This is a genomic window from Bacillus sp. DX4.1 (assembly GCF_030348195.1).
Lineage (GTDB): Bacteria > Bacillota > Bacilli > Bacillales > Bacillaceae_G > Bacillus_A.
Genome location: NZ_JAUCFT010000008.1, coordinates 1,334,802 through 1,348,260, shown reverse-complemented (window position 1 = coordinate 1,348,260; position 13,459 = coordinate 1,334,802). Strand labels below are relative to the sequence as shown.

Here is a 13,459-nt window from a genome sequence, read left to right as displayed (position 1 = left end):
TGAAAAAGAGGGGTGTCATTATATGAAACGGATCAGTATCGGAATGAGTCCACCTCGTGTCCTTACTTTATCTTTTATTACTTTAGCCGTTATCGGAACATGCTTATTGAAACTTCCTCTTGCCACTACAACTCCTATCTCTTGGCTAGATGCTTTGTTCACAACGGTTTCTGCATTTACCGTTACTGGGCTCGGCGTTGTGGATACCGGAAAAGTATTTACCTTGTTTGGTCAACTTGTCATTTTAACACTCATTCAAGTTGGCGGTCTTGGTATTATGAGTTTTGCTATTTTAATTGCCATTATGCTCGGGAGAAAAATCGGTCTACAAAATCGGATTTTATTACAACAAGCGTTAAATCAAACAAATATTGGTGGCGTTATCCGACTTGCGAAATCATTATTTCTTTTTTCCTTTACAATTGAATGCATCGCTACGGTGCTTCTTTCATTCGAATGGATTCCTAAATACGGTGTTTCTCGTGGATTATACTATAGTTTTTTTCATTCAATTTCTGCTTTTAACAACGCTGGTTTTTCTATTTGGAGTGATAATTTAATGTCCCACTCTCATAGTATCCTCGTGAATTTCGTCATTTCCTCTCTCATTATTTTAGGTGGAATTGGCTTTACTGTCGTTGTGGATATAAAAAGGAAACGAAACTTTAAAAGTCTTACACTGCACTCCAAGCTTATGCTCTCTTCTACCCTTATTGTAAATATAGCTGCTACAATTTTAATTTTTATATTTGAATTTCATAACCCTCTTTCTATGAAAGGATTTACACCCTTTGAAGAAGGTTTGGCTGCTTATTTCCAAGCAATTTCCACACGTACAGCTGGTTTTAATACCGTAGATATAGCTCAATTAACAGAACCATCCCTTTTGCTTATGATGCTCCTTATGTTTATCGGCGCCGGTAGTGCTTCAACAGGAGGAGGTATTAAATTAACAACCTTTTTAATTATGTTGCTAGGGGTACTTAAATTTTTACAAGAGCAAGATGATATTGTCGTGTTCAAAAAATCAATCAAAGATGGACTTATTGTAAAATCACTCGCCATTACAGTCATTTCAATTTTATTTATCTTTTTTGCCATTTTAATTTTAAGCATCACCGAACAAGCTCCCCTTTTAATGAGTGCTTTTGAAGTATTTTCTGCATTTGGGACTGTCGGTCTCAGTATGGGACTTACTTCAAAATTAACAGAAATCGGAAAAATAACAATTATTTTCATGATGTTTTTTGGAAAAATGGGACCTTTAACGTTAGCTTTTTCTTTTGCACGTAAAAAACGAAAAAAGATAAAATACCCAAATGAAGATATTTTAACAGGTTGACAAACATTAACATCATCCATATAATGAGAATATAACAGCATATTTCCAAAGGGGAGTAGCGTCCGAGAATATATTCTCGGAAACAAAGTCGTCATTACGTGGAACATTGTTCCTCCGGCTTTGTTGACATTGTCATTACATATGTCTAGCCAGACCTTTGCCTATCAACGGCAGAGGTCTTTTTGTATTTTTCTTCCAATTTCTTCCTCCGTTGATAGGCTGGAGTATGGAGAAGCTAAACAGTGGGGAAGCTTTCTTCACTTGTTTAGGATTTATACAAATGAGAGGAGAATGTACATGGATGTATCATTATTATTGGAGTATGGTTGGGTATTGCTTATTTTAATTGCACTAGAGGGGATTTTAGCAGCGGATAACGCACTTGTCCTTGCAATTATGGTTAAACACTTACCAGAAGAAAAACGAAAAAAAGCATTATTTTACGGATTAGCAGGAGCCTTCGTCTTCCGCTTTGGATCATTATTTATCATTTCCTTCCTTGTCGATGTATGGCAAGTACAGGCAATTGGTGCGATTTACCTAATGTTTATCGCTGGTAACCATCTATTCAAAACATACGTGAAAAAGAACGTACCTGAAGAAATGGAAGAAACCGAGGCAAAGAAAAAGCAAGAAAACTTTTGGTGGACTGTATTCAAAGTTGAAGTTGCTGACATTGCATTTGCAGTTGATTCCATTTTAGCAGCTGTCGCATTAGCAGTGACTTTACCAAAAACAAATCTTGGTACAGTTGGTGGACTTGATACAGGACAATTCCTTGTCATTTTAACAGGTGGGATTATCGGATTAGTAATCATGCGATTTGCTGCATCAGCTTTCGTTCAGCTATTAAAACGCAAACCAGGATTAGAAACTGCTGCTTTCTTAATTGTTGGTTGGGTTGGTGTGAAGCTTGCTGTTTATACATTAGCACACCCTGCTTTAGGTGTTATTCCACACGAATTCCCAGAATCAGCTCCATGGAAAATCGGATTCTGGATTGTGTTAGTTGGAATTGGTGTAGGTGGTTGGTTCTTATCTAAAGATACAACTGTTCAACATAAGCAAAAGAATTTGGATGAAAAAGCGCTGTAATTACAGCGCTTTTTCTTTTATTCTATATAAATACAAATTAAAAAACCGACATAAACCCCTTCTTTTTAGGTGGGAGAGAGCATCCGGCCATGCATAGAAGCGGTCAGATCCTTTTCCTGCCCAGACATAGTGAAAACAAAAAGAGAAAACGAGTGCAGGTCACCTTTTGTTATCCATAGCCGCGGCTATATGTCGAAAAATCAAAATGGATTTATATACAAGCATAGAAGATAGACTCCTAATCTCTATAACTGAATACCACCTGATACAAATATCATTTTATTATACAACAAACATGATAACGCTTTCAATAAATCGTGTGTGTATTTTTTGTGAAACATTGCACAAACTTATTGAAAGTAAGAGCAAGTACGTGTAGTTTATTCATATAGAGAAGGATTTACAGACGATGTACTAAAGGAGCGTATTATTTATGCTAGAACAAGGATTAACTTACGTTGTACAGCTTGCGCAGAAGAAAAAACAAATGTTGGACATAAACCCAATGCAATATTTCATTCGTGCTGCTCTTGCTGGCATCTATATTGGTTTTACTATTGTACTATGTTTTAAATTAGGAAATTTCTTTCACATCGCAAATTCACCTGCAACATATTTAGCAGCTTCTATGTTTTTTGGAATTGCACTTGTTTTAATTATATATGGCGGAGCTGAGTTATTTACAGGGAATACAATGTATTTTACAGTCTCAACTTTACGAAAAGAAACAACAATTACCGATACACTTCGCAATTGGGGCGCTTGTTATTTCGGTAACTTGGTGGGGGCAATATTTTTTGCATTACTATTTTATGCAACTGGTATTTTTGAACAAATTAATAACGAACATCTTTTAAATGAAGTCGTTGGAATAAAAATGGGTACATCAACAATGCATTTATTTTTCAAAGCAATTTTATGTAACTGGCTCGTTTGTCTTGCTTGTTTCCTTCCTTCTCAAGTAAAAGGAGATACTGCAAAAATACTTGTTATGATGTTTCTTGTCTTTACGTTCTTCTTGTCTGGATATGAACATAGCATCGCAAACTTATCACTATTTGCACTCGCTTTAGTATCACCACATCCTGATACAATTTCTATTGCTGGTGCAATCCATAACTTAATTCCAGTTACAATCGGTAACATTATTGGTGGCTCTGTATTCGTTGGTATGGTCTATCACTATTTAACAAAAACAAATACTGATCCGAAAATTGCCGAAGATAAATTAGAAGCAATTCAACCAGAAGAAATGATTCCTTTACAAGCACATATGAAACATTAGCAAACATTCCAAGGAATCCCTTGGAATGTTTTTAGCTACCGGCATATTTCACTTGTATATGTAATTTCTCCAGCTTCATTTCAATAAATATATCGTCATTAAAGAACAAAACGTCCCCACCGCAATAAACGGTCCAAACGGCAGAGCTTGCCGAAGTGTAATACGATGTAGCATCATGCCAACTCCAAAAAAACACAGACTTAAACAAGATGCAAAGCAAAGAGAAAGAAAAATTGCTTTCGTCCCGATTACAAATCCAAGTAATGCTAGTAGCTTCACATCCCCTCCTCCAAGTCCATTCGGATATACAATTTGAATGACATATAATACAAGAAATATAATTCCACCGCCAAGTAAGCTATCCCACCACGGATTCAGCGGAATAAAAATACGTTCTATTATAAATACACAAGAAAAAAAGAGTAACACAACATTTGGAATCACCATATAGAAAAGATCTGTCATGGTAATAATGATGAGTAAAGAAAGTAACGTCCATATGATAATGAGTTGTTTGTCTATCCCAATGATAAGTGCAGAAAAAAGAAATGCTACCCCTGTTATAATCTCAAACACTAAATAAATAAGTGGTATTTTCATTTTACAATGGATACAACAACCTTTTTGTAAACAAAATGAAATGATTGGGATGAGTTCTTTTGGTTGAAGTGTTTGCTGACAATGAGAACAATGAGAACGAGGTGTAATGATAGATTGTCCGATAGGAATACGGGAAGCAACCACTCCATAAAAAGAACCTAGTACGATTCCTACTATGAAAGCATACATATGAAAAAGCATGTCATCCTCTCCTTTTTCAACAATATAGCAAAAAAAGAGAACCGTTCCTATTTTCTATTACAGCTATTTACCCATAAAAAAACAGGCCATTTGCAGGCCTGTTTTCTCATTTATACAACAAAATAAAATGCTTTTAATGGTCCATGTACACCTACAACAAGATTCATTTCAATATCGGCTGAGTTACTTGGTCCTGTAATAAAGTTAATACAAGACGCTACTGCTTCCCCGCCCTCTACACGAGCATTCATATCTTGAACTGCTTGTGTAATACGCGGCACAAGTGTTTCACGTGGAATAATTGCAAAATAAATTGTTGGTAAGAAGTGTAAAGAACGCCCTTGTCCTTTATGACTTTGCACCACAATTGTACCGGATTCTGCTAATGTGTAATCACTAAATGCAATACCGATGTTTGCCTTTTCCGCTAAACGGATATTTTCCTCTTTTTTGTCTGGGTCCCAAGTGTTCACTTCCACATTTTGACTTGGTAACTCAGCCCTAAATAAAGACGTTAAACCATACGTATCAAAACGCTCATCTTCCGATAATAGAACAGGTCCGCCGCCGTTTTCAGCAATTACCTTTCGAACTGCTGCACTCAGCTCGTCTTTTGACGTTTCAATTACAGTTGTATGAATGTTTGTACATTGTCTTTTAAATACTTCTAACAATTCTTCTTCTGAATAATCTTGTAATGTTTCTATATTTACATTATTTTCCCATACTGGGCGCTGCACTCCTTCTGTTTTACGTTCACGTCCAAGTTCTTTCGCAATGTTTTCTAAAAAGGAATCACGGTTTTGAATCATTCCCGTCATCATTCATTCCCGCCTTTCTTATGTTCTTTATACCAATCACGGAATCTCTCTTTACTTGGCGCTGGGAATTCGCGAATGTCTGTCCAGTTTTTCAGTGGTCCTACACCCTTCGTTACACGATTACCAGACGTAAATGGACTCATCGCAGCCGGAGCCATTTTCGATCCCATTTTGTATAAAGATGCAGAAGATGCACCCATACTAAACATCTTCATTGCTAATTTTTCTGCAAGTGGTGCACGTCCTTCTTTTTCTACTATCACTTGACGATGTTTTAATAAAAGATCGTGCAATGGAATTTTAACCGGGCAAGCTTCTGTACATGCACCGCACAGACTTGATGCATAAGGAAGTTCTTTATAATCATCATATCCTCCTAAAAGCGGAGTTAAAACAGCACCAATTGGTCCAGAGTATATAGAACCATAAGAATGTCCACCAACATGACGGTAAACAGGACATACGTTTACACATGCTGCACAGCGAATACACTGTAGCACTTGACGGAATTCAGAACCTAAAATAGTAGATCGTCCATTATCAACAACAACTAAATGGAATTCCTCTGGTCCATCTACTTCGTCTTCTTGAATTGGACCAGCCACTGTTACATAACTTGTTAATTTTTGACCAACTGCACTGCGGCACAGTAAACCAACAAGAACATCCAGCTCTTCCATAGTTGGAACCATACGTTCCATACCCATCACCGCAATTTGCGTTTTTGGAACAGACATAACAAGATCAGCATTCCCTTCGTTTGTTACTAAGCAAAGAGAACCTGTATTTGCAACAGCAAAGTTACATCCTGTTACACCAATTTCAGCATCCATAAATTTTTCACGAAGTTGCTTACGAACAAACTTCGTCATTTCGTATGGATCATCAGAATTTTCATATCCAAGCTTTTCTTTAAATACATCGCGAATTTGCGTTCTATTTTTGTGAAGTGCAGGCGCAATAATATGGGATGGTGGATCATTATCCACTTGTAAAATGTATTCGCCTAAGTCACTCTCTAACACTTCACAGCCAATTTCTTCAAGCGCATGGTTCATACTAATTTCTTCTGTTACCATCGATTTTGATTTTACAATTTTTTTTGCTTGTTTCTTTTTCGCTACTTCTTGAATATACTTTGCTGCTTCTTCTTTTGTTTTCGCAAAGAAAACGTGTCCGCCCCGTTTTGATACATTTTCACTCAGTTGCATTAAATAATAATCTAAGTTTTCTAATGTATGCTGACGAATTTGTTCACCGAGATCACGCCACTCTTCCCAGTTTCCCAATTCATCAGCTGCTTTTAATCGATTTGTATATAAACGTGTTTGCGCAGAAGATACTGCCCCGCGCATAAAAGAATCTTGAATCCCATCATCAACACGATCATTAAATTTTTTCTCACTGATTTTCATAGACATAGCTTATGTTCCCCCTTCATGAGCGGCTATTCAATACCTCAGCAATATGCATTACTTTTACCTCTTTACCTAAACGCTCCATACGTCCGCCAATGTTTAACAAACACCCACAGTCAGCACCGATTAAATAATCAGCACCTGTTTCCATCACGCTATCTACTTTTTCATCTACCATTTGCTCAGAGATTTGCGTCATTTTAACTGAGAACGTTCCCCCAAAACCACAACAATTTTGTACGTTTGGTAGTTCTTTTACAGTTAATCCTTTTACATTTGATAGTAAAATACCTGGCGCCTCTTTTACTCCTAGTAAACGTGTCATATGGCAAGATTTATGAACAGTAGCTGTCCCATCTAAATGAGCACCAACATCTGTAACCTTTAACACATCGACAATAAATTGTGTCAGTTCATAAGTTTTAGCTGCCACTTTTTTTGCACGTGGTCCCCATTTTGGGTCATCTTTAAAAACTTGTGGATACTCGTGAAACATTGTCGCACAAGAACCAGATGGTGTAACGATGTATTCTGCATCTTCAAAAGTTTCAATCATATGCTTCATCGCTTCTTTTGCTGCTTCTACATGACCACTATTGTAAGCGGGCTGTCCGCAACAAACTTGTGCCTCTGGAAATTCAATTTCACAACCTAAATGCTCCAACACTTCAACAGTTGCTTTACCGACATTTGTTTCAAACATATCGACTAAGCAAGTAACAAACAAAGTAACTTTCATAATTATGATTCCCCCTCATTTCAACGTAGCCAACAATCATATGGTCATCAGATGACTTAATAAAAAGGAGAAGCTAGGCATAACCCCCTATGCCTGACCTTCCCTTTCCTCAAGAAAACGCTTACTTAACCTTTCTCTATCTTATCAGAAAAATAAAATTTTGAAAGTGAAAATTACGAATTCGTCTCTTTTTTGCCTGTGACCATATGTTCTACATTTATTAAATGATCTAGCATTGCTTGTTGTGCACCTTCCACATCTTGTTGCAACACTGCATCATAAACATTTTGGTGCTCTTCTAAAAGTCGTTCCGCTGTCGTTTGTTCACCATATAAAATAATACGTCTCGTCTCACCAATCGTTTCAGCAATCATTTCTGAAACATGATTCATGAGTTCTAACAGAATGTTATTATGTGAAGCTTCTGCTATACCCATATGAAAATGAAAATCTGCTTTTTCACCAGCTTTTTCATCTCCAATACTTTTTTCCATTTCATATAACCAATGCTTCATATTTTGTAAATTCTCTTCCGTACGCTTTACTGCAGCAGCTCGAACTGCTCCTAATTCAAGTACTTTACGCACTTCTAATAAATTCACAATGTCTTCTTGTTTCATTAACAACATATTATTTAATGGTGTTGTCAATGATGAAGCATCAAAATTCTTCACATATGTTCCTTCCCCTTGTTTCATCTCAATTAAGCCCATTGCTCGCAGTGCACTTAATGCTTCGCGAACAGCAGATCTGCCAACTTGAAACTGCTCAGCTAATTGATGAACAGGAAGAAGTTTGTCACCAGGCTTTAGGGTACCATTTTTAATCATTGTTAAAATAGCTTCCGATACTTCTTCGTAAATTTTTTTCGGCTTGATAGATTTATACTCCAGTTGTCTCACCCCAGTATCATCCAAACAACAATGACAACGATTTATAAGAATTTAGCATCCATAACTATTTTAGAACGAATTAGAAAGAAGTACAAACGTTTTGTTCATAAAATCGTCAATTTTTTGTTATATGAAGGAAAGTAATGGCTATAAATTCCATTAACAGATATCACCTTTCTTTTCCATTTACATGTTCCCTCTTCACCACTTGTTATATTTTCATGATCGCAACAGAAAAAAAGCATACTTTATCTCGTGAAAATTAAGATAAAAGCATACTTCCTTCTTCCTTTATTCTGCTATTTCTGGGCAGTAAAGCCCGATTGGTGAGGACTAATGATCAGTGGCGGATAAAGCCCCGCCGATCAAAGTTTCACTTCATTGGCAACTGTATGATAACCGTTGTTCCGTTTCCTTTTTCACTCTCAACAATCCACGATCCATCATGGATATGCACAATTTGTTTTACAATCGCAAGACCGAGACCTGTTCCACCATGCTGGCGACTTCGCGCTTTATCGACTCTGTAAAAACGTGCTCCAAGCTGTTCTAAATGCTCAGGATCAATACCAATTCCTGTATCTTTTATTTTCAATTCGCATTGCTTATCTTTTTTCTTTAATTGTATATCAATGCTCCCATTATGATCTGTATAGCGAATCGCATTGTCTAGTAAGTTATGAAGAATTTGCTGCATCCGGTCCTCATCGATCATTACAATAATATCAGGATCAAGTTTTGCTGAAATTCGCAATTGTTTTTCTATACATTTCAATTCATACGTTTCTAATACATCTTCAATAAGCTGAGCGAATACAATCGGTTGTTTTTTTAGTGGAAAATGTTCACCTTCAAGCTGTGCCAAATCCAATAAGTCATGAACAAGCCGTTGCATACGACCGGCTTCTTTATGAATGAGTTGTGTAAATTTTGACTGTTGTTGCCCCTTTGCCACTCCATCTAGAATGGCTTCGCTATATCCTTTAATATAGCTGAGCGGTGTCCTTAGTTCATGCGAAACATTCGCTAAAAACTCCTTACGTTTAGCATCTTCTGTTTCCAATGCAGTTGCCATTTTGTTAAATGCTTTTCCTAAACTACCTATTTCATCTTCTGACGTAATCGTAATACGATCTGAAAAATCTCCCTTTGCCATATGATTGGCGACGCGCTCCATTTGTGACAGTGGTTTGGTGATCGCGATGATAGTTTTTCTACCAATCCATATTGTCAGTAAAACCATAACGAGTGCTAATGGCGCCAAAATAAATCCCACACCATATATTAAATCTTTAATACCCTTTAATGGGATATAAGAGTACACAACCCCAACTAGCTTCTTTCCCTCTAAAACGGGAATGACAACTCCCATAATGTTACGATTAAAATGCTCTTCGTATCCAACCTTTTTAACTGTTTTTCCATCCAATAACGCTTGTCTATCATTCTCACTAATAAGGGAGTCATAATGTACTTCGAAAGGTAAACAAGCACTTAAATCACGAGGGTTACTCACAAAGATTAAATCCGCACTTGAGATACTGTCAAAAGTTTTCACTTTCTCTTCAAATACCGTTATATCCTCGTCCTTTTTATATTGAGAAACTAATCGCTTTCCTTCCATTGTTAATGAATCCTCAATATTTTGTACATATAGCTTTTCATACGAATATAAGGAAACAAAATATAGAAAAGAAACTGTTACACATACTGCACAAACTACTGTAAGCCAAAGCTTCTGTACCATCGTAAGCATATTACACCTCAAATTTATAGCCTACGCCCCAAACTGTCTGAATATAATTCCCATATTCTCTAAGCTTTAAGCGCATCGTTTTTACATGTGTATCTACCGTTCTCGTACTTCCTGCATAATCGTATCCCCATACTTTTTCAAGCAATTGTTCACGGCTAAACACTTGTCCATGGTGCTGGCACAGAAAATACAGTAAATCAAACTCTTTTACAGTAAGAGAAATCGGCTCACTCTCGATTTCAATACGGCGACTTTTTTCATTAATCATAATGGACCCATATTGCTGTTCTTCTTGTTGCTCATGTTTCGTATATCGTCTTAATACTGCTTCCATACGGGCAATAAGTTCTCCAGGACTAAACGGCTTTACAATATAATCATCCGCTCCAATGCGCAAGCCATTAACCCGATTCCATTCTTCACCCTTTGCTGTTAAAAAAATAACGGGAATATCAGAAGTTTTACGAATTTCTTTACAGACTGAAATCCCGTCCATCTCTGGCATCATAATGTCTAAAATAACAAAATCATAATGATCCGCTCCTAGCATCTGAAGGGCATCTTTTCCATTTTCAGCTTCTCCCCACTCATATCCAAAGTTATCTAAATACATGCCAACCAGTTGTCTCATATCACTTTCATCATCCACAAGTAATACTTTATGTTTGTTCATTTTCCTCTCCCTTCCCGCTGCGTGAGTTGAAATGGACCTTTTCCTACCGCAATCGTTTGTTTCACTTTCATTTCATCCATATCAATCACATACACTTCATCACTATCATAGCTAGCTACATAACCTTCTTTTCCATTTTTCAAAAAAGCAAATGGATTGGATCCTACCTCAACTGCACCTACTTCTTGATACGTACGAACGTCAAACTTTCGCAGCGTATTTGATCCGTGACTTAATGCATAAATGAACGTTTCATCTCCTGCGATACTAACCGGCATAAATGGTGCATGTAAAGAACGGACCATTTGTCCATCTTCTAACGAATAAACCAATACTTTTTCATTTACCTGCTTTCCGTCTCCATGTCCGCCAATCCATATCTCTTTTCCGTCTCCACTTACAAATGCTCCAGTTGATGCAGGGGGCACCATAAAGGAATGAATCACTTTCTTTTCCTTTATGTCAATTGTAGATAACTGCGTATCATAAAAATTCAGCACATGTAATTGCGTATCATGTTGCACCATTGTAAGCGGGCCTTTTCCTACAGGTACACTGGCGGTTTCTTTCCCTTTTATCGTAAATAGACGTATTTTTTGCTCATTTTGATCAGCTATAAACAATTCTTTTTTATCATTCGATACAATCACATTCGCAATCCCTTTTCCCGTCTTCCATTTCTCAATTTGCTTTCCTTCTGTTAATGAGTATACATATATATATTCTAACTGCTTACCGTATACAAGCATGTTCTCTCCACCCGGAAGCATTGCAATCCCTGTAATAGGCTCCTGTAATGACCATGTTGCGACTGTTTCTTTCGACTGCATATCAATAAAACTAATACTACCTTCCTTTATATTTGTCGTTATGATTAAGTTTTTATTTTTCGCAATCGGTGTATATAAATCTGACTGGCACCCTGTTAATAAAAGCATAAAGCATAGCAGAAAAAGCCATTTTCTCAAAAGATTCCCTCCATCTTCGAATGATTTCGTTATAATTGTAAAATAGCAAATATTTGTGAGGAAAGTGTGAAATTTTTCTACTTTGCACAACTATATAAATCCATTTTGATTTTTCGACATATAGCCGCGGCTATGGATAACAAAAGGTGACCTGCACTCGTTTTCTCTCTTTGTTTTCACTTCTCATGGGGCAGAAAAAGGATCTGACCCCTTCTATGCATGGCCGGATGCTCTCTTCCACCTAAAAAGAAGGGTTTTATGTCGATGTTTTAATTTGTATTTATATACATATATAATGTACAACAAATAGAAATAGAGGTGTGTAAATTATGCTTTTTCCTGATTTAGCAAACAAAATTGTACGTGAAGTTCGGAGGCTAATTACTGAAAATATTATTATTATCGACATACAAGGTACAATCATTGCTAGTACAGATGCGGCACGAATTGGTCAATTTCACGAAGGAGCCCTTCGCTGTGCGAAACAAAAGAAAACAGTCATTATTACAAATGAAGACGAACTACATTTACAAGGAGTAAAGGCAGGAATGAATCTCCCCCTTCTCTTCCATGATGAAGTAATCGGTGTCATTGGTATAACAGGAGAACCAGAAAACATTTCTCAGTATGGAGAAATATTGCGGAAAATGACTGAACTATTAATTCATGAAAATTATTTTTTAGAGCAATTAGAACTCGAACAACGCTCCTATGAAGCATTTGTTTTTGATTGGCTACAAAGCAACGACTGGTCTCCTAGCTTTCTCGACCGTGCCAAGACACTTGGTATTAATTTACACAAGAAAAAACAACTCATTTTATTTTCATTCGATCAAGATGACACAATGCTACAGCGAAAAATTTGGCAACATATACGAAACTTATTAGCAAAGGAAGAACTCTTTGTACGCTGGGGAAATGACCGTTTTATTTTATTTACAGCCACGGAAACTAAGAAAAAGACCTTTCAATTTTTAAAACGATTAAAACAAGATTGCGAAACTTTATTTCCTATTACACTGTATATTGGTGTTGGACAAACCGTTATGCCCAATGAAATGCACGTTTCATATGAACAAGCATTGCGTGCCCTTGCTGTTGCCTTAGAAACGAAAGGTATTATATTTAATGAAGATTTACGTTTAGAAATGTGTTTGCAAGATATTACAGCTGAAACACGTGAAGAGTTTCTCCACCGTACCATTTATCACTTACTGCCAGCAACTGAACTGATGCAAACACTACGATTATTTATTGAAAACAATCAATCCTATAAACAAACAGCTGAAATGCTACATATTCATATTAATACATTACATTACAGATTAAAAAAAATAGAAGATTACACAGAATTAGACCCAAAACAATTTAAAGATTTAACCATTTTATATTTCGCTCTCCTCTTATTAGATAATCAAACAAAAAAAAGAAGGTAAAACCAGTTAATCTTCAGTTGTTTATACATAGAAAGAAATCCACCACTTTCTTATGATTGTAATGAAAACACTGTTACAAAATGAATATCCTTATTTTCCTATAATGTGAAACTTTCATTAGTGGCGGTTTTCTTCATCCTCCACCCATGATTAGCTTTCATCAATCAAGCTTTTACGAAATAAATCAGTTGAAAGTAGGATAAGCAAGATAACAGTTTGAGGGGGATTTTTT

Annotated in this window: 12 protein-coding genes and 1 riboswitch; of the genes, 4 read left to right on the top strand and 8 right to left on the bottom strand. The window is 36.5% G+C overall.

The features are described 5' to 3' along the window. The first annotated feature begins 22 nt into the window (after positions 1–22). The 3 genes from QUF99_RS09805 to QUF99_RS09795 all read left to right on the top strand — a co-directional run bounded on the left by QUF99_RS09805 (position 23) and on the right by QUF99_RS09795 (position 3,722). Positions 23–1,342, top strand: coding sequence for a TrkH family potassium uptake protein (locus QUF99_RS09805; RefSeq protein ID WP_289369782.1), 1,320 nt, complete (start codon positions 23–25; stop codon positions 1,340–1,342). Between the two features lie 38 nt (positions 1,343–1,380). Continuing rightward, a riboswitch (yybP-ykoY riboswitch) is annotated at positions 1,381–1,558 on the top strand. A gap of 81 nt (positions 1,559–1,639) precedes the next feature. Further along, positions 1,640–2,437 (top strand): TerC family protein, encoded by a 798-nt coding sequence (locus QUF99_RS09800; protein ID WP_289369781.1) that lies wholly within the window; start codon positions 1,640–1,642, stop codon positions 2,435–2,437. A gap of 433 nt (positions 2,438–2,870) precedes the next feature. Then, positions 2,871–3,722, top strand: a complete 852-nt coding sequence (locus QUF99_RS09795; protein ID WP_289369780.1) for a formate/nitrite transporter family protein — start codon at positions 2,871–2,873, stop codon at positions 3,720–3,722. Positions 3,723–3,797: 75 nt separating this feature from the next. On the opposite strand, the gene QUF99_RS09790 is transcribed toward QUF99_RS09795, so the two are convergent. From QUF99_RS09790 to QUF99_RS09755, 8 genes are all read right to left on the bottom strand, one after another. Continuing rightward, positions 3,798–4,523: a prepilin peptidase gene (locus QUF99_RS09790; protein ID WP_289369779.1), complete on the bottom strand. Its 726-nt coding sequence runs from the start codon at positions 4,521–4,523 to the stop codon at positions 3,798–3,800. Between the two features lie 110 nt (positions 4,524–4,633). Beyond that, positions 4,634–5,344, bottom strand: a complete 711-nt coding sequence (locus tag QUF99_RS09785) for a LutC/YkgG family protein (RefSeq protein ID WP_289374608.1) — start codon at positions 5,342–5,344, stop codon at positions 4,634–4,636. Beyond that, positions 5,344–6,765 carry a LutB/LldF family L-lactate oxidation iron-sulfur protein gene (locus QUF99_RS09780; protein ID WP_289369778.1) on the bottom strand — a complete coding sequence of 474 codons (1,422 nt, stop codon included), beginning with the start codon at positions 6,763–6,765 and terminating at the stop codon, positions 5,344–5,346. Before QUF99_RS09780 ends, QUF99_RS09785 begins: the two co-directional genes overlap by 1 nt. Positions 6,766–6,781: 16 nt before the next feature. Further along, positions 6,782–7,501: a (Fe-S)-binding protein gene (locus QUF99_RS09775; protein WP_289369776.1), complete on the bottom strand. Its 720-nt coding sequence runs from the start codon at positions 7,499–7,501 to the stop codon at positions 6,782–6,784. 173 nt (positions 7,502–7,674) lie between these two features. After that, a complete protein-coding gene (locus QUF99_RS09770; RefSeq protein ID WP_289374606.1) occupies positions 7,675–8,364 on the bottom strand; it encodes a FadR/GntR family transcriptional regulator in 690 nt (229 codons plus the stop codon). 403 nt (positions 8,365–8,767) lie between these two features. Beyond that, positions 8,768–10,150 (bottom strand): sensor histidine kinase, encoded by a 1,383-nt coding sequence (locus QUF99_RS09765; RefSeq protein WP_289369775.1) that lies wholly within the window; start codon positions 10,148–10,150, stop codon positions 8,768–8,770. Between the two features lies 1 nt (position 10,151). Further along, positions 10,152–10,823, bottom strand: coding sequence for a response regulator transcription factor (locus QUF99_RS09760; protein WP_289369774.1), 672 nt, complete (start codon positions 10,821–10,823; stop codon positions 10,152–10,154). After that, positions 10,820–11,791, bottom strand: a complete 972-nt coding sequence (locus QUF99_RS09755) for a YncE family protein (RefSeq protein ID WP_289369773.1) — start codon at positions 11,789–11,791, stop codon at positions 10,820–10,822. Before QUF99_RS09755 ends, QUF99_RS09760 begins: the two co-directional genes overlap by 4 nt. 329 nt (positions 11,792–12,120) lie before the next feature. Between QUF99_RS09755 and QUF99_RS09750 the strand changes: the two genes are divergently transcribed. Beyond that, a complete protein-coding gene (locus QUF99_RS09750; RefSeq protein ID WP_289369772.1) occupies positions 12,121–13,227 on the top strand; it encodes a CdaR family transcriptional regulator in 1,107 nt (368 codons plus the stop codon). Positions 13,228–13,459: the final 232 nt, after the last annotated feature.